This window comes from Desulfobulbus elongatus DSM 2908, assembly GCF_000621145.1.
Classification (GTDB): domain Bacteria; phylum Desulfobacterota; class Desulfobulbia; order Desulfobulbales; family Desulfobulbaceae; genus Desulfobulbus; species Desulfobulbus elongatus.
The window spans coordinates 154322-171429 of sequence record NZ_JHZB01000001.1; the positions used below are offsets into that span (position 1 = coordinate 154322).

Consider the following 17108-nt stretch of genomic DNA (forward strand, 5'->3'; position numbering starts at 1 on the left):
TTTTATTTGGCGTCCCCAACCGGATTTGAACCGGTGTTGCCGACGTGAAAGGCCGGTGTCCTGGACCTGGCTAGACGATGGGGACAAGATGTGATCGCAATTGGTGGTGGGTCGTGCGCGACTCGAACGCGCGACTCTCTGCTTAAAAGGCAGATACTCTACCGACTGAGTTAACGACCCCTTCGCTTCGAGAGCCTCTCTCTACTAACTTCTTTTTCGGGTGTCAATGAAAAATGGCGGCGTCCACCCATAATTTGCCGCTTCCGCCATGCCTTGCCAGTGGGGTGGTGGCAGGTTTTTTCGCCACATTTCCTTCTGGTTTCCTGGCTGGTTTGCGAGTACAATCCCGGCACAGCTGTTTGGAGCGAGCAGGGCGTGGCCGCCCGTGAACATATTGGAGTGTGAAGGGATATGGGGTTGTTGACAGGATCGGCGTCGTTGACGCGGTTTTCGGTGGTGGGCGAGTTGCCCGCCTCTTTCTGGGATTTTGCCAGCCAGCGGATCGCGGCCATGAGTTTTCGGGATATCGACGACACCATGGACGAATATTCCATTGGCTGGGTGTCGGTGGCCGACATGTTCGATGCCGGTTTTGCCTACAGTTCCTACGCCGCCGGCGATTACATCGCCCTGACCATGCGGGTGGACGAGCGCAAGGTGGCGCCGGCGGTGCTGAAAAAATTTGTCATGAAGGAAGAGGAGCGGATCAAGCGGGAAAAGCAGATCCCGCGCCTCGGCCGGGCGGCCAGAGTGGAGATCAAGGAGCGCATCCGCGCCGAGCTGATCCGCAACTCGCCGCCTGTCCCGGCAACGTATGACCTGTGCTGGAACCTCGCCGACAACACCCTGCTCTTTTTTTCCACCAGCAAGAAAGCGATGGCCTTGCTTGAGGATTTGTTCAAGGAAACCTTCAATCTGTCGCTGATTCTGCAAATTCCATGGCTGACCGGCCAGCGCATGGCCGAAGGAGAAGCCCTGGAGCATTACGAGACCATGCGGCCCGCCATCTTGCTCTGAACAAGGCGGCATCCCGTACGATAAACGGAGGAGAAATGAACGGCTCTGTGCTTGGGGCGCTTGTTGCGGCTGCCTTGATTGTGGCGTACCTCCTGTGGAAGAAGTGGGCTGCGCCCAAGCAATCCGAAACCCGACCCGAGGCCGATGCCGTCCCTGTTGCCGAAGCCGGGGAGGAGACGGTCGAGCCTGCGGCGGTCCTGGAAGAAGAACCGGTTCAGGTTGCCGCTGATGCAGTCGAGCCGGATGCCGAAGCTCTTGCCCAGCCTCAGGCGACCGGAGTCGACGAGCCGGAATCAATAGATCTTGCTTCGGCACCGGTCCTGGCCGAACGGGACGAGGCTCTGGAGATCGCCACCCCGGCAACGGATAAGGCTGCCGAAGCGGAACCGGCGATAGTCGAGACAGCGGAACAAGAGCCGGTCGAACGTGAACCGCCCGAGCCGGTTGCAGCGGAGCCGGCCGTTGAGGCGAGCGGCGTCGATGATTCCCAGGCCGATCCGATCTCCGCGGCATCCGCCGCGCCGGTGGTCCGTCTCACCCTGGAGGCCTACTCGGCCCGGATGAACAATCTGGAGGACCGGCAGCGCGCCCTGCTGGCCCGGGCCATCGCCGACCAGGACGATGGTTTGCGCGACCGGTTGCAGCGCGAGTTGGTGATCATGAACGACAAGCTGGCGCTGATTGCCGACAGTTATGTCGAGGAAGTCGCCTGTTTGCAGCAGGTCCTGGAAACCCTCGTCCTGGTGCGCGAAGAGCTGGGCGAGCTGCCGGACCTTGCCACGGCCATCGATTGCCTGCGCGACGGCGACGCCGGTCCGGCGGAAGCCTGCCTTGCCGAATTGAGCGATCATCCCCATCCCCTGGCCGGTAGGATGGCCTTCGCCCGAGGCCAACTGGCCGAATGCCGGGTCGATCTGCAGCAGGCCCTGGCCCAGTACCGGCAGGCGGTGACCCTGGCGCCGGACGAGCCGCGCTTTCTCCATGCCGCCGGCCGGACGGCGCGCACGCTCTATAAGTATAAGGAGGCCGTGCCCTGGCTGGAATCGTTCGTGCACCTGAGCCGGCAGCAGGGCGACCGCGATCCCCTGGCTCTGGCCCTGGCTCAACGCGAGCTGGCCTACACCCACGTCCTGGCCGGCCAGTACCAGAAGGCGGGCCCTCTGTACAAGGAGTCGATGACAGCCATGGCCAGGAAGCTGGGGCCGGATCATGCGGAGATGGCTACCTGCTGGTTCCAGATCGGCGAGTTGCAGGAGACGCTGGGCGAGTACGACAAGGCGGTTTCCCTTTATAAGAAGGCGCTGGATATCCTGGAAAGAAAGAAAGGGCCGGAACATCCCGCCCTGGCCGCCATCCTGGCCAAACTGGCGGCCCTGTGCATGGAGCTGGAAATGGAGGCCGAGGCGGTGCCCCTGTACGAGCGGCTGGTGCGCATCCGGGAAAAGGCCTTGCGGCCCAACCATCCGCAACTGGCCATCAGCCTCAACAGCCTCGCCGAATCCTACCGCCTGCGGGGACGATACGGCGAGGCCGAAGCCTGCTACCTGAAAATCCTGGCGATCAACGAGGCGATGCACGGGCCGGATCACCCCGGCGTGGCCGCCGTGCTCCAGGAACTGGCCAAGCTGAATACCAACCTGCGCAAGCCCGAGGTGGCCCGGCAGTACCAGGACCGGGCCGCGGCCATTTTCCAACGGAGCGTCGAGGCCTCGGAACAGAAGGGCGGCAAGGAAGCCTTGACCCTGGAACTGTAATCGTACAACCTATCGGAACGAACGGAATTTTATATGGATCTTGTCGATCTTATTCAAGAAAAAAGGTTTTTAGGCCAGGAGTTCCTCGCTTGGCTGTGGTATAAGTCGGAGGAGCGCGGCGGCAGTGTCGAGGTGCCCGGCCGGGGCGATGTCCAGGTGGTGTTCGAAAAGCACATGCTGCTTGAATACGGCGAGGGCGAGGCCAGCGAAAAGGTGATCTGCCGCGGTCTCCAGACCGAACTGAAGGAGGCGCGAGCCGGGCTCGGACTGGCCAAGAAGCCGGAACAGGCCCGCATCCGCCTGGCCTGGGCCGAATATGAATTCAGTGTCACCCTGACGGCAGCGGTGTTCGAATTCCGCAACATCCGCCTGCCCAAGACCGCGGGCGCCGACGAGGACGACGGCCGGGCCGAAAGCCTGGAAGGCCGCATCCTGGAGCGGATCGCCCTGTTCGAGCAGTTGACCCGGCTGGTCGACGACCTGTTCCGCATGTTCATCAACATCAGGGCCTCGCAGCGTTGGAACGACGAGTTGGTGAAGATCCGCGCCTGGATCAGCGCCGGCGTCCAATCAGCATAACCTTTGCAACGAGCAGCAGTTCCATGGAATTTGAAACCGTGATCGGGCTGGAAATCCATGCCCAGATGAAGACCAGAAGCAAGATTTTCTGCGGCTGCTCCACCGAGTTCGGCGCGCCGCCCAACACCCAGACCTGCCCGGTCTGCCTGGGCATGCCCGGCTCGCTGCCGGTGCTCAACCGCAAGGTGGTGGAATCGGCCATCAAGCTGGGCTTGGCCACCGACTCGGCCCTCAACCGGGAAAACCGGTTCGCCCGCAAGAACTACTTCTATCCCGACCTGCCCAAGGGCTACCAGATTTCCCAGTTCGAACTGCCCATCTGCGAGCACGGTCGCCTGGAGATCGAGGTGGAAGGCCAGCCAACCAGAACCATCGGCATCACCCGCATCCACATGGAAGAGGATGCCGGCAAGCTGGTGCACGACGACCGCGAGCCGCTCAGCTATGTCGACCTCAACCGCACCGGCACGCCGCTGTTGGAGATCGTCTCCGAGCCGGACCTGCGCTCGCCCGAGGAGGCGGCCGCCTATCTCAAAAAACTGCACGCCATCGTCCGCTACCTCGACATCTGCGACGGCAACATGCAGGAGGGCAGTTTCCGCTGCGACGCCAACATCTCGCTGCGGCCCAGGGGACAGCAGGAATTCGGCACCCGCACCGAGCTGAAGAACATGAACTCCTTCCGCAACGTGCAACTGGCCCTGGAATACGAGGAGCGGCGGCAGCGCGACCTCCTCCTCGAAGGCGGCCAGGTGGTGCAGCAGACCCTGCTGTGGGACGCGGACCGCGGCCGGACCGAACCGATGCGTGGCAAGGAGGAGGCCCACGACTACCGCTACTTCCCGGACCCCGACCTGATCCCGGTGGTGGTGGACGATGGCTGGATCGAGCGGGTGCGGGCCGAACTGCCCGAGCTGCCGGACAAACGGCGGCAGCGTTTTGTCAGCCAGTTCGAGCTGACCGACTACGACGCCGCCATCCTCACCGGTTCCCGCGAACTGGCCGACTTTTTCGAGGCCGCCTTCCGTGAATTCGGCAACGCCAAGAAGCTGGCCAACTTCATCGGCACCGAGCTGCTGCGCGACTACGGCCCGGAGCGGATCAACGCATGCCCGGTCACGCCGTCCCAGTTGGCCCGGTTGCTCAGGATGATCGAAGAAGGCGCCATCTCCGGCAAGATCGCCAAGACGGTCTTCGCCGAGATGCTCGCCGACGGCAAGGATCCGGAAGCCATCGTCAAGGAGAAGGGCCTGGTGCAGATGAGCGACGAGGGCCAGTTGGTGGCCCTGGTGCGGGAGATCCTCGCCGCCAACCCGGACCAGGTGCAGCAGTTCCGCGAGGGCAAGACCAAGGTGATGGGCTTTTTCGTCGGCCAACTGATGCAGAAGACCAAGGGCCAGGCCAACCCGCAATTGGCCAACAAGCTGTTTGCCCAGGAGTTGAACGGATAAAAAGGGCCGTGGACAGGAGCGACTGGCAGGAAAAGGGCGAGGGGCATCGGCAGCGGCTGCGCGACAAATTCCTCGCCCAGGGGATCGAGGCCTTCACCGACGCCGAGATCGTCGAGCTGCTGCTTACCTTCGGCACGCCGCGCTCCGACTGCAAGGAGGCTGCCCGCGCGGCGCTCGCCCAATTCAAAACCCTGCCCGCGGTGCTCGACGCCGCGCCGGCCGAGTTGCAGCAGATCAAGGGCATCGGCTCCAAGAACATCTTCGCCCTGCGCTTCATCCAGGGCGTGGCCCGGCGCTACCTCCGCCAGCGCATCGTCGGCAAGCACTATGTCCGCTCCTCCCGCGAGGTGGCCGACTATCTGATCCATGCCATGCGCGGGCTGCAGCACGAGGTGCTCACTGTACTTTTCCTCGACGCCGCCCATGCGATCATCGATTCGGCGGTGGTGGCCGAGGGCACGGTGACGACCAACACCGTCTATCCCCGCGAACTGGTCAAGGCGGCCCTGGCCCGCAACGCCAGCGCCCTGATCCTCGCCCACAACCATCCCTCCGGCGCCCTGAGCCCCTCCCGCCAGGACGAAGAACTCACCCGCACCCTCCACCTGGTCTGCTCGTTCATGCACATCCGGCTGCTCGATCACCTGATCATCGGCAGCGGCGATCAGGTCTACAGCTTCGCCGACCAGGGCATCATGGCCAAAATTCGCGACGACTGCCGCCCCATCCTGGAGCGGACCGGCTGATGGATCTCGCCGCCCAGGCCGGGCTCTATGTGCATGTGCCCTTCTGTCGGCGCAAGTGCCCGTATTGCAGTTTTTGCTCCGCTCCGCCGCAACCTGGCGACCTGACCCGGTTTCTTGCGGCCGTCCACAGCCAGATGCGCCAGGCGGCCGTTCTGCCCGAGGTACAGGCACTCTCTTTTGCCACTGTCTTTTTCGGCGGCGGCACGCCGTCGCTGCTGCCGGCAGAGGAACTGGCCGGATTGCTGACCGAGGCGCGCCGTCTGTTTTCCTTTGCCGGCGGAGAACCGGAGATCACCGTCGAGGTCAACCCCGGCACCATCGACGCGGCCGGCCTGGCGCAGTTGCGTCGGGCCGGCTGCAACCGGCTCTCCATCGGCGTGCAATCCCTGGACGATGCGGAACTGCGCCTGCTCGGCCGCATCCACAGCGGCGCCGAGGCCAGGGCGGTCATTGCCGCGGCCCGCGAAGCCGGGTTCGACACAGTCAGTTTCGATTTGATGTACGGCCTGCCCAACCAGACGCCCGGCTCCTGGCAGGCCACCCTGGACCGGGCCCTGGCGCTCGCCCCGGTCCACCTGTCGCTGTACGAGCTGACCGTCGAGGACGGTACTCCCTTTGCCCGGGCTGCCGGCCGGGGCGAGTGGCGTCTGCCCGGCGAAGACGAGATCCTGGCGATGATGGCAGCCAGCGAAGCGGCCATCGGCCGGACCCATCTGATGCGCTACGAGATTTCCAACTACGCCGTGGCCGGCCGCGAATGCCGCCACAATTGCAACTACTGGCGCAACGGCTTCTATCTGGGCCTGGGGCCCGGCGCAGTCTCGGCCCTGGGCGGCGAGCGGCGGAGCGCGGTGGCCGATCTGGACGCCTTCTGCCGGCTGGTGGCGGCGGGCCAGCCGGTGTGGCACGAGAGCGAACGGCTCGACCAAGAGGCGGCTTTCCGCGAAACGGTGGTCATGGGGCTGCGGATGACGGCCGGGGTGTCGATCGACGACCTCCGGCAGCGGTTCGGCATCGATCTTCTGGCCTATTACAGGCCAACGCTCGCTCGTCTCCTCGATCAGCACCTGCTCATGCTGCGCGACGGCCGGCTGTTCCTCAGCAACACGGGCTTGCCCCTGGCCAACCGGGTGATGGCCGAGTTGGTCTAATTCCGGTCTCGTCTCCGTGGCCCCCCACTCCAAAGCACTGAATCGCCCTTCAGCGCAAAACAATCACTAAATGCGGCAATTACCCGCCGTTCCGGTCTTGCCTTTGTCGCCCGCGCAGGGTAAAAGATACGGTTGAGCATGTGCCCGGCCACCGGCCGCTGCCGCACCGGGGCTGCGCAGCCGATAGGTCGTTTGTCTGTCTGGCGGTCCGGTTCGGCCGGTCCCGCATCGTCGTCTTTTCTTCAAACAAGGAGCATGATTATGGCAGGTTTTGTGTATCAGGATCCCTTCCCGCTCGGTAAAGATGCAACCAAGTTCCGACTGCTGGAAGGCTCCCAGAAGTATGTCGCCACCGAGACCTTCAACGGACAGGAAGTCCTCAAGGTCGATCCCGAAGGACTGAAGGTCCTGGCCAATCAGGCCATGCGTGAGGTCTCCTTCCGCCTGCGCCCGGCCCACAACGAGCAGGTCGCGAAAATCTTCGCCGATCCCGAATCCTCGCGCAACGACAAGGAAGTGGCCTATGCCATGCTGCGCAACGCCGAGGTGGCGGCCAGCTATGTGCTGCCGGTCTGCCAGGATACCGGCACGGCCTGCATCGTGGGCAAGAAGGGCCAGAACGTCTGGACCGGCTGCGACGACGCCGAGATGCTCTCCGCCGGCGTCTACACCACCTACACCGAGGAAAACCTGCGCTACTCCCAGAACGCGCCGCTGACCATGTACGAGGAGGTCAACACCAAGACCAACCTGCCGGCGCAGATCGACATCTACGCCACCCAGGGCGGCGAGTACAAGTTCCTCTTCCTGGCCAAGGGCGGCGGCAGCGCCAACAAGACCTACCTCTATCAGGAGACCAAGGCCCTGCTCAATCCCGGCACCCTGAAGAAATTCCTGGTGGAGAAGATGAAGACCCTGGGCACGGCCGCCTGCCCACCCTACCACATTGCCTTCGTCATCGGCGGCACCTCGGCCGAGACCTGTCTCAAGACCGTCAAGCTGGCCTCGGCCAAGTATCTGGACAACCTGCCCACCAGCGGCAACGAGTTGGGCCGCTCCTTCCGCGATGTGGAACTGGAGCAGGAACTGCTCGTCGAAGCCCAGAAACTCGGCCTCGGCGCCCAGTTCGGCGGCAAGTATTTCGCCCACGACATCCGCGTCATCCGCATGTCCCGCCACGGCGCCTCCTGCCCGGTGGGCATGGGCGTTTCCTGTTCGGCCGACCGCAACATCAAGGCCAAGATCAACAAGGACGGCCTGTGGATCGAGCAGATGGACGACAACCCCGGCCGTTTGATCCCGGCCGAGTACCGCGACCGCAAAGGCGGCCATCAGGTGAAGATCGATCTCAACCAGCCGATCAAGAACGTGCTGTCCGAGCTGACCAAGCATCCGGTTTCCACCGTGCTGTCGCTCACCGGCACCATCATCGTCGGCCGCGACATCGCCCACGCCAAGTGGAAAGAGCTGCTCGACGCCGGCAAGCCGCTGCCCGACTACCTGAAGAATCATCCGGTCTACTACGCCGGCCCGGCCAAGACCCCGCCCGGCAAGCCCTCCGGCTCCTTCGGTCCGACCACGGCCGGCCGCATGGACAGCTATGTCGACCTGTTCCAGGCCAACGGCGGCTCCATGGTGATGATCGCCAAGGGCAACCGTTCGCAGCAGGTCACCGACGCCTGCAAGAAGCACGGCGGCTTCTACCTCGGTTCCATCGGCGGCCCGGCCGCGCTGCTGGCCGAGGAGAATATCAAGAAGGTCGAGTGCATCGACTATCCGGAACTGGGCATGGAAGCTGTCTGGAAGATCGAGGTGGTCGACTTCCCGGCCTTCATCCTGGTGGACGACAAGGGCAACGACTTCTTCAAGAACCTCATGTAAAACCCCGCCCCTGCGCCGCCCGCGCGGCCGAGGGCTGACGACCAACCGGCCAGGCGGGGAGGCGAATGCCTCTCCGCCTGTTTTGCTCTTGTGACCCTGTTATGGACGATCTCAGAACCTCGGAAGCCTGGCGCGTCTTCCGCATCCAGGCCGAACTGATCGACGGCATCGAAACCTTAAACGACCTGGGCCCGGCGGTGTCGATCTTCGGCGGTGCCCGTTTCGGCGAGGGCACACCCTCCTATGCCGCCGCGCGCGCCACGGCCGGACTGCTCACCAGGATGAACCTGGCCATCATCACCGGCGGCGGCCCCGGCATCATGGAGGCGGCCAGCCGGGGCTGCTTCGAGGCCGGCGGCACCTCGGTGGGGCTGAACATCGTCCTCCCCAGAGAGCAGCACCCCAACCACTACCAGAACCGGAGCATCACCTTTCGCTACTTTTTCATCCGCAAGCTGATGTTTGTCCGTTTTGCCATGGCCTATGTCATTTTTCCCGGCGGTTTCGGTACCATGGACGAATTTTTCGAATCGCTCACCCTGGTCCAGACCAAAAAAATCCGGCGCTTTCCCATCGTCCTCTTCGACACCGGCTACTGGCAGGGGCTGATCGACTGGATCCGGGCGGAAATGCTGCCCCACAAGTCGATCGCCCCGGAGGACCTGGAACTTTTTCATCTGGTCGACAGCCCGGAGGCGGTGGGAGCGATCATCGGCGAGTACATGGAAGAGTGTCGCCGGTTCGAGGGCGATCAGCGCAAAAGCCCGGTGTGAACCGGGCGGGTTGCATCGGTTCGGAGGGGACTCGGGCGAAGAGGAGGAGAACGTGGAACTACTTCATTGGCACGACTCGTTCAGCGTCGGCATCCGCATCATCGACGATCAGCATCAGCAGTTGTTCCTGCTGGTGAACGAACTGATCCAGGCGGTCAACGACCACCAGGAGGGCAAGGTTCTCGACGGAATCCTCCAGTCGGTGCTGGCGTATACGCATGTCCATTTCAAGACCGAGGAGGAGCTTTTCTCCATCCATCCCCGCTACGCCGCCCACTGCGCCGTCCACCGGCAGTTTGCAGGGCATGTCCGCGATATTTCCCTCCATCTGGCCGGTAACAAGGAAGAGGCCGCCTCCCGGCTTTTGCGCGATCTGATCAAATGGCTGCGGAACCACATCCTGAAGATGGACATCCTGTTCTTCAGCGAACTCGGCTACCGGCCCAGGGAAACCCAGGAGGATTTCGAGGCGCGGCTGCGCATTCTCACCCACAAGGAAAAGGTCCTGGTAGTCGACGATTCGTCGTTCCAGCGGGAGATGATCAAGAAGTATCTGGAAATGGAAGGGTTTGCCGTGCTCGAGGCGGCCGGCGGCTCGGCGGCCCTGACCCTCATCGAAAAAACGCCGGACCTGCATCTGGTGATCACCGACATCAGCATGCCGGGCATGAGCGGCTACGATCTCATCGATGCCATTCGCGACAGGACGCATCTCTCGATCTACCTCATTGTCATTTCGGCCCTGACCGACACCGAGGCCCCGATCAAATCGCTGAGCCTGGGTGCCAACGATTTCATGACCAAGCCGATCCGGCTCCGTGAACTGCTGCTGCGCCTCCGCAACGGGTCGCATTTCATCAGATTGGCCAGCCAGGATGAGCTCATCTTTTCAATGGCGCAATTGGCCGATCACCGCAGCCCTGAGACCGGAAGACACCTGGATCGGGTGCAGAGATTCACCCGTCTGCTCGGCCGTCAGTTGATCAGGAGTGCCCCGGAATCGGGGATGACGGAGAGCATTGCCGCCGATATCGCGCGGTTCAGCCCGCTGCACGATATCGGCAAGGTGGCCATTCCCGATCACATCCTCAACAAGCGGGGAAAGCTGACCCCCGAGGAATTCGCCCTCATGAAGGATCACGCCCGTATCGGCGGCGAACTGATCAGCACCATCCTGCGGAAAACCGCTTCCCGAAGTCTGCGGCTGGCCTTTGAACTCACCATGTACCACCACGAACGCTGGGACGGTTCCGGCTATCCGATCGGCCTGGTCGGCACGGACATTCCCATCGCGGCCCGGATCATGGCGCTGGCCGATGTGTACGACGCCCTCACCAGTGAACGCGTCTACAAACGCGCCTTCACCCGCGAGGAAGCCAGGACGGTCATCGTCAACTCGGCGGGCAGCCATCTCGATCCCATGCTGGTGACCGCGTTCGAGGCAGTCGAGGCGCAGTTCCACCACCTCCGCGAACAGTTGCGCGACTGATCGCCACCTCCGGGGAAGGGGCGGAAAACCAACAAAAAACGGGGCGGGAGACAATCGTCTCCCGCCCCGTTTTTTGTTGGTGAGAAGAGCAGCGGATCGGTTCAGCGGCCGGAGTCCGGGTCCTTTTTTTCGCGGCGATACGATTCCGCCAAAAGCGAGATGAAGTGGGTGACTTGCTGGCGGCCGCCGACGCGGTGGACGTTGTCGAGCAGCTGCATCATGCAGGCCGGGCAGCCGGTGGACACGGTGTCGGCCTGGGTGCGCTCGATGTCCTCGGCCTTTTTCCGGCCGATGGTGCTGGCGGTCTCGAAGTGGGTCAGCACGTAGGAGCCGCCGCTGCCGCAGCAGGCGTCCGGCGCGGCCATTTCCCTGAAGGTGAGCCCCGGAATCGATTGCAGGATCTCGCGCGGCTCGGCCGCCACCTTCATCGATTTTTTCAGATGGCAGGAATCGTGGTAGGTCACGGTGCGCTCGATGCGCCCCGTGGGGGGGCGTAAAGCGATGATCCGGGTGAGGAAGGTGGAGACGTCGCAGGTACGCCTGGCCCAGTTTGCCGCCTTGGGGCCGTAGACCGGATCGGCGGCCAGCAACTCGGGATAGTCGTGCTGCCAGGCGCCGCCGCAGGAACCGCAGCCGGTGATCAGATAGGCGCAGCCGGTGGCCTCGATGGTGTCGATGTTTTTCCGCGCCAGGGCGCGGGCCGTGTCGACGTCGCCATGCACCAAAACCGGCACCCCGCAGCAGCTCTGCGCCTTGGGAATGTGGACCTCGATCTTGTTGGCGGTGAGCACCTCGATCAGGTCCCGGCCGGTTTCCGGATAGAAATAGTTGAGCGAATCGCCGGTGAAGAAGGCCACCTTCATCACCGCCCCCTCCACCCGGACCACCTCGTCCACCCGGTCGCGCAGCGGCGTGGCGTTCAGGGCCGGCATCTGCCGCTCGCCATCGAAACCGATGGCCCCGCCCACCCTGGCAAAGGGCGCTCGCGGCGAGATCGCCCGACCGTCGGCCTCGCTCTTGAAGGCCAGCCCCTGCAGGGCTGCGCCGAGGCGCATGCCGGTGTCGAACAGGGTCGGGTGCTTCAGGGTGGAGAAGATCATCTTCTTCAGCCAGGGCAGGCCGTTCTTGCGGACCAGGGCGGCGCGCAGGGCCAGCATGATCCGGTCGAAATTGACCTTGGTCGGGCAGTTGGTCATGCAGGACTTGCACACCAGGCAGTTGAACATCATCTCGTAGACCTGCGGGTCGTCCAACTCAAGCTCGCCGGCGAGCACCGCCTCGGCCACGGCGATCTTCGAGCGGGTCACCGCCGGCTCGACCTTCTCGGCCCCGTAGACCGGGCAGACGGCCATGCAGTTGCCGCACTTCATGCACTTGTCGAGTTCCTCGCGGATGGCGGCCAGCTCGTCGTGGTAGGTCGTGCCGGTCTGCCGCTTCGGGCTTTTTGCTTGCGCGGTCATGGTCAGTTCTCCCGCAGGGGCACCATCTTGCCCGGATTGAGGATAGAGTCGGGGTCGAGCGCTTGCTTGATGGTCCGCATCAGGTCGAGGCCGGGGCGGCCGAGTTCGTCGCCCAGGTATTTCATCTTGGCCATGCCGATGCCGTGCTCGCCCGACAGGGTGCCGCCGAACCGCAGGGCGGTTTCGAAGATCTCGTCCACCGCCTTGTGCACCCGGCTGATCTCGTCCTGGTCGCGCTTGTCGCAGAGGATGGTGGGATGCAGGTTGCCGTCGCCGGCGTGGCCGAAGGTGCCCAGCACCAGGTTGTATTTTTGGGCGATATTTTCGCAGGCGATGAGCATGTCGGTGATCCGCGAGCGGGGCACGGTGGCGTCCTCCAGGACCACGGTATTGTTGAGCGAGGCCAGGGCCGGCAGGGCGTTGCGGCGGGCGGTCCAGAGCTGATCGCGCTCCTGGTCGGTCTCGGCCGTCTTGAGGTCGCCGCCCATGTCGCGCACCACCTGCATCACCGCCTCGGCCTCGGCCCGCACCACCTCCTCGGCCATGCCGTCGACCTCGATCAGCAACAGGGCCTCGGCATCCACCGGCAGGCCGATGTGGGCGAAATCCTCCACGGTGCGGATGGTCATCCGGTCCATGATCTCCAGGGTGGCGGGAATGACCTGGGCGGCGATGATGCCGGCCACGGCATTGCCGGCGTCGGCGAGCGTCTTGAACACGCCCATCATGGTGCGCCGGTATTTCGGCGCCGGAATGAGCTTGGCGGTCAGTTCGGTGATGATGCCCAGCGTGCCCTCGGAGCCGACGAACAGGTTCGAAAAGTCGTAGGCCGTGACATTCTTCACCGTCTTGCCGCCGAAACGCACCTTCTCGCCGCTGGCCAGGACCACCTCCATGCCCATGATGTAGTTCTTGGTGACCCCGTATTTGAGGCCGCGCAGGCCACCGGAGTTCTCGGCGGCGGAACCGCCCATGGTGGCGGTGGCCACGGTGCCGGGATCGGGCGGATAGATCAGGCCGTAGGGGGCGACGGCGGCATTGAGGGCGGCGATGACCACGCCGGGCTGGACCACGGCGGTGAGGTTGGCCGGGTCGATGTCGACAATCCGGTTCATCTTCTGGAAGGAGAGGACGATGCCCTTTTTCAGCGGGATGGCGCCGCCGCTCAGGTTGGTGCCGGCGCCGCGGGGATAGATGGCGATCTTGTTGCGCCGGGCCAGGTGCACGATTTCCTGGACCATCTCGGCGCTGGTCGGCAGGACGACCACGTCCGGAGTCTGTCTGGGCATGTCGGCGGTGGCGTCGTAGCTGTAGGCCACCAGATCGACCTTGCCGGTGAGTACGTTTTCCTTTCCTGCCAGGTTTTCGAGTTGTTCAATGACGGTTGCCTCAAGCATGTCGGCTCTCCTCTTCTGCTGCGATTGCCCGAACCGGGGTGACCTTTCTGTCGCAACTCCTTGAAATTGGCCTCGGATACGACAGTTGTATTGTTGTCATACCAATTAGCATATACAAATTGATCTGTCAAATAGTTTTCCGGCTTCGCAGGGCAGGGCAGGGAGATGGGCAAAACGGCGCCCGGCGGGAAAAAAGCGGGCGGAGATCGGACGGAGATGGTGCGGGATTGCGGGGAAGGATCAGTTGGTCCCGCGGGCCACGTAGGCGATGCTTCGTTTTTCGGCGAAGGTGAGATGGTGCATCATGGCCTCGCGGGCGGCATCGGCGGCTCGGGAGCGGATGGCGCCGACAATGGCCGCGTGATGCTTGAACAGGAGATTGTGATCCTCGTTGGTGAGGTAGACCGCCCGCCAGACCCCGCGCTGGAACTCCTTCATGGCGTCGAAGATGGACTGCATCAGGTGCAGCCAGACGATGTTGTGGGTGGCGCGGGCGATGACGATATGGAGGTTGGCGTCGAGATCCTCCGAGGGCAGATGACCGACCAGGTTTTTTTCCATGCCCGCCAGGATCTCCTCCATGCGGCGCAGGTCCTCCGGCAGGGCCCGTTGGGCCGCGTAATAGGCGGTCCACGATTCCATGCACTTGCGGACCTCGATCACTTCGAGGGCGCGGTCCTGCTGGCTGCGGATCAGATCGCTTAAGGTGTTGCCCTGGCCGGCGTCCACCAGGGAAAGGACCACCGTGCCGCCGCCCTGGTAGGACATGACCAGGCCCGAGGAGGCCAGCATGTTCAACGCCTCGCGGACCGACGGCCGGGAAACGCCGAACATCTCCGCCAATTCGCGCTCGGGCGGCAGTTTTTCGCCTGGGGTGAAGTCGCCGGCAAGAATGGAGTCGCGGATCTGATCGGCAATCTGACTGGAGACCTTTTTCGGTTTGATCGGCGTAAATCTCATGGCGTTCTCGACATCGGAAAAGAAGTGAAGCGCAAAGCGTACCTGTTCTACCTTAGAATGCCCGGCATTGCAACAGGTCGTCTCGCCGGTTGGAGACCCGAGAGGGGGCTGGGTGCGGTCCGGCGACGTGCCGCAATGGGTGCGCCGACAGCAAAAAGGGGGGACGCATGCGCGTCCCCCCGACGACAAGGAGGTTCCCCGGTGGCCCGTTGCCAGGCCACGCAAGGAGGTATTCGTCCCCTTCTCCAGGGGGGCGCGTCACCCGGCCAGGGGGAACGGCGAATGGGATGACTCCTGGAGAAGAGAGACAAATGGCGTGATCACGGGATCATCCACTGCAGGTGATAGGCCTGAAGATAGACGATCACGCAGACGAGAAAGGTCAGGAAGAGCGAATGTTTCAGGGTGAACCGGAACAGACTGCCCTCCTCGCCCACCATGCCGCAGGCGGCGGTGGCGACGGCCAGGGACTGGGGCGAAATCATCTTGCCCATGACGCCGCCGCTGGTGTTGGCCGCGCCGGTCAGGATCGGGCTGATCCCCAGTTGTTCCGCCGTGGCCTTCTGCAGACCGCCGAACAGCACGTTGCTCGAGGTGTCGGAGCCGGTGAGGAACACGCCCAGCCAGCCGAGCAACGGGGCGATGAGCGGGAACCAGTGGCCGGTTTTGGTGAAGGCCAGGCCGAGGCAGTTGGTCATGCCGGAGCTATTCATGATGTAGGCCAGGCCGAGGACCGAGGCCACGGTCAGGGCCGGATAGCGCATGTCGTAGACGGTCTTGCCGGCGATCCTGACCACGTCGCCGAAGCCCACACCACAGATCAGGGCGGAGAGCAGGGCCGCGATCAGGATGGCCGTGCCGGCGGCGGACATGAAATTAAAGGTGTACTTGGCGGCGATCTTGGTGGGCAATTGGTCGGTGAGCGCCTTGTTGATCGCCTTGAACTGGTCCTTTTCCACCAGTTTGTTCTGCGCCAGTCCCTCGCCCAGTTTCTTCAGCTCGGCAGCCTTCTTGAAAATCGGCTCGAAGGCGGTGGCCCGTTCCTCGGGCAGCATGGCGCCCTTGCCGACCAGTCGCTGCTCCACCGCGGCCATGTTGGCCTCCAGCGTCTTGAGCTCGGCCAGTGCGGCAACGGCCTGCGCGCCCTTCTCGTCGGTGGTCGGCAGGGTCGCGGTCAGCCGGTCGATCTCGGCGGTGACCACGGCGATGTTCTTCAACCCCTCATCCGGGGTGGTGACCTTCTTGACGATCATGTTGTCCAGGCCGGCGACCGGGATGACGACCTTGCTCTGGTCGAGGAAGGTTTTTATCGAGGGAATGCCCCACAAAAGCACCATCAGGGTGAGGAACAGATACGGCGTCCAGGCGCGGAAGATCTGGCCGCCGGTGTAGTCGTGCTCCTCCTTGGTCGCCTGCTGTTCATGGGCGAAGACGAAGTTTTCCTTGGGCTGCCAGACGCGGAGCAGCAGCACCAGGGCGGCCATGGCGGCCAGCGAGGCGGTGATGTCCGGCAGATAGGGGCCGATGAAGCTGGCGGTGACGTATTGGGCCAGGGCAAAGGTGACGCCGCACACCGCGATCGCCGGAAAGACTTCCATGGCCCTCTTGAAGCCCGCCATCATGACGATGACATAGAAGGGGATCATGACGGAAAGGAAGGGGAGCTGGTGGCCGACCATGGCGGAGAGCTTCATCATGCCGGCATCGTCATAGCCCATGACCGCCGACAGGGCGACCACCGGGATGCCGATGGCGCCGAAGGCCACGGGCGCCGTGTTGGCCACCAGGCAGACGCCGGCGGCGTACAGCGGCCGAAACCCGAGTCCCACCAGGGTGGCGCCGGCAATGGCCACCGGCGTGCCGAATCCGGCGGCGCCCTCGATGAAGGCCCCGAAGCAGAAGGCGATCAGGAGCGCCTGGATGCGGCGGTCGGCGGTGAGTCCGGCCAGGGAGGCGCGGATGATCTCGAACTGACCGCCCTTCACGGTGATGTTGTAGAGGAACAGGGTGGTGAGCACGATGTAGAACACGGGAAAAAGACCGAAAGCCGCGCCCTGGCCGAAGGCCAGTCCTGCGAGCTTGGCGGGCATGTCCCAGACGGCGACGGCGATGGCGAACGCGGACGCCACCGCCAGCAGGGCTGCCTTGTGGGCCTTCATCTTGAGCACGGCAAGGCAAACGAAGATGACGACCAGGGGGATTGCGGCGACCAGTGCCGACATCCCGATGCTTTCCCCCACGGGGGTGTAATTTTGTATCCAGGGCATGGCAGATACTCCTTCAGCAGGTGTGAACAGGATAACCCCGGGGGCGGGGCGGTGACGGGTTGCAGGACAAGGGCGCGCATCCTTGCTTTTTCAATTGGTAATACCAGTTATCTTTTAAACAAAAACTTGTCAATATTTTTTTTGATTTGCTCGCAAAAAGCGTGTTGACAAAGGGTTATGTGA

Annotated in this window: 13 protein-coding genes and 2 tRNA genes; 9 read left to right on the forward strand and 6 right to left on the reverse strand. The window is 63.4% G+C overall.

What is annotated here, in order from left to right; all coding sequences use genetic code 11:
• Positions 1-7: 7 nt before the first annotated feature.
• A tRNA-Glu gene (locus tag Q362_RS0100730) sits at positions 8-85 on the reverse strand.
• A 19-nt stretch (positions 86-104) separates the two neighbouring features.
• Positions 105-180: transfer RNA gene (locus Q362_RS0100735), tRNA-Lys, on the reverse strand.
• 258 nt (positions 181-438) lie between these two features.
• On the opposite strand from Q362_RS0100735, the gene rdgC reads away from it, so the two are divergent.
• The 9 genes from rdgC to Q362_RS22600 all read left to right on the forward strand — a co-directional run bounded on the left by rdgC (position 439) and on the right by Q362_RS22600 (position 10841).
• Positions 439-1017 carry a recombination-associated protein RdgC gene (gene rdgC, locus Q362_RS0100740; protein WP_245590122.1) on the forward strand — a complete coding sequence of 193 codons (579 nt, stop codon included), beginning with the start codon at positions 439-441 and terminating at the stop codon, positions 1015-1017.
• A 35-nt stretch (positions 1018-1052) separates the two neighbouring features.
• Entirely contained in the window at positions 1053-2771 is a 1719-nt protein-coding gene (locus tag Q362_RS0100745; protein ID WP_028317103.1) for a tetratricopeptide repeat protein, read from the forward strand.
• A gap of 33 nt (positions 2772-2804) precedes the next feature.
• Positions 2805-3350 (forward strand): hypothetical protein, encoded by a 546-nt coding sequence (locus Q362_RS0100750; protein ID WP_028317104.1) that lies wholly within the window; start codon positions 2805-2807, stop codon positions 3348-3350.
• 23 nt (positions 3351-3373) lie between these two features.
• Complete coding sequence (gatB, locus tag Q362_RS0100755) at positions 3374-4801, forward strand: Asp-tRNA(Asn)/Glu-tRNA(Gln) amidotransferase subunit GatB (RefSeq protein ID WP_028317105.1); 1428 nt, start codon at positions 3374-3376, stop codon at positions 4799-4801.
• Positions 4802-4809: 8 nt separating this feature from the next.
• Positions 4810-5547, forward strand: a complete 738-nt coding sequence (gene radC, locus Q362_RS0100760; protein WP_028317106.1) for a RadC family protein — start codon at positions 4810-4812, stop codon at positions 5545-5547.
• Complete coding sequence (gene hemW, locus Q362_RS0100765) at positions 5547-6698, forward strand: radical SAM family heme chaperone HemW (RefSeq protein ID WP_028317107.1); 1152 nt, start codon at positions 5547-5549, stop codon at positions 6696-6698. Before radC ends, hemW begins: the two co-directional genes overlap by 1 nt.
• Before the next feature lie 261 nt (positions 6699-6959).
• Positions 6960-8579: a fumarate hydratase gene (locus tag Q362_RS0100770; protein WP_157469769.1), complete on the forward strand. Its 1620-nt coding sequence runs from the start codon at positions 6960-6962 to the stop codon at positions 8577-8579.
• Positions 8580-8680: 101 nt separating this feature from the next.
• Positions 8681-9352 carry an LOG family protein gene (locus tag Q362_RS18505; protein ID WP_157469771.1) on the forward strand — a complete coding sequence of 224 codons (672 nt, stop codon included), beginning with the start codon at positions 8681-8683 and terminating at the stop codon, positions 9350-9352.
• A gap of 52 nt (positions 9353-9404) precedes the next feature.
• The gene (locus Q362_RS22600; protein WP_157469773.1) at positions 9405-10841 is read left to right on the forward strand and encodes a bacteriohemerythrin; all 1437 of its coding nucleotides are present in this window, start codon (positions 9405-9407) and stop codon (positions 10839-10841) included.
• Between the two features lie 101 nt (positions 10842-10942).
• Here Q362_RS22600 and Q362_RS0100785 read toward each other — a convergent pair whose 3' ends face one another.
• The 4 genes from Q362_RS0100785 to Q362_RS21815 all read right to left on the reverse strand — a co-directional run bounded on the left by Q362_RS0100785 (position 10943) and on the right by Q362_RS21815 (position 16925).
• Entirely contained in the window at positions 10943-12301 is a 1359-nt protein-coding gene (locus Q362_RS0100785) for a (Fe-S)-binding protein (protein WP_051553416.1), read from the reverse strand.
• Between the two features lie 2 nt (positions 12302-12303).
• Entirely contained in the window at positions 12304-13698 is a 1395-nt protein-coding gene (locus Q362_RS0100790) for an FAD-binding oxidoreductase (RefSeq protein WP_028317111.1), read from the reverse strand.
• Between the two features lie 240 nt (positions 13699-13938).
• Positions 13939-14658 carry a FadR/GntR family transcriptional regulator gene (locus Q362_RS0100795; protein ID WP_028317112.1) on the reverse strand — a complete coding sequence of 240 codons (720 nt, stop codon included), beginning with the start codon at positions 14656-14658 and terminating at the stop codon, positions 13939-13941.
• A gap of 320 nt (positions 14659-14978) precedes the next feature.
• On the reverse strand, positions 14979-16925 hold the full coding sequence (locus Q362_RS21815) for an L-lactate permease (RefSeq protein WP_051553418.1): 1947 nt from the start codon (positions 16923-16925) through the stop codon (positions 14979-14981).
• Between the last annotated feature and the right edge of the window lie 183 nt (positions 16926-17108).

Coding starts and splice junctions, on each gene's coding strand:
- Q362_RS0100745 (WP_028317103.1), top strand. CDS start 1,053: ATGAACGGCTCTGTGCTTGGGGCGCTTGTTGCGGCTGCCTTGATTGTG.
- Q362_RS0100750 (WP_028317104.1), top strand. CDS start 2,805: ATGGATCTTGTCGATCTTATTCAAGAAAAAAGGTTTTTAGGCCAGGAG.
- gatB (WP_028317105.1), top strand. CDS start 3,374: ATGGAATTTGAAACCGTGATCGGGCTGGAAATCCATGCCCAGATGAAG.
- hemW (WP_028317107.1), top strand. CDS start 5,547: ATGGATCTCGCCGCCCAGGCCGGGCTCTATGTGCATGTGCCCTTCTGT.
- Q362_RS0100770 (WP_157469769.1), top strand. CDS start 6,960: ATGGCAGGTTTTGTGTATCAGGATCCCTTCCCGCTCGGTAAAGATGCA.
- Q362_RS18505 (WP_157469771.1), top strand. CDS start 8,681: ATGGACGATCTCAGAACCTCGGAAGCCTGGCGCGTCTTCCGCATCCAG.
- Q362_RS0100785 (WP_051553416.1), bottom strand. CDS start 12,301: ATGACCGCGCAAGCAAAAAGCCCGAAGCGGCAGACCGGCACGACCTAC.
- Q362_RS0100790 (WP_028317111.1), bottom strand. CDS start 13,698: ATGCTTGAGGCAACCGTCATTGAACAACTCGAAAACCTGGCAGGAAAG.
- Q362_RS0100795 (WP_028317112.1), bottom strand. CDS start 14,658: ATGAGATTTACGCCGATCAAACCGAAAAAGGTCTCCAGTCAGATTGCC.
- Q362_RS21815 (WP_051553418.1), bottom strand. CDS start 16,925: ATGCCCTGGATACAAAATTACACCCCCGTGGGGGAAAGCATCGGGATG.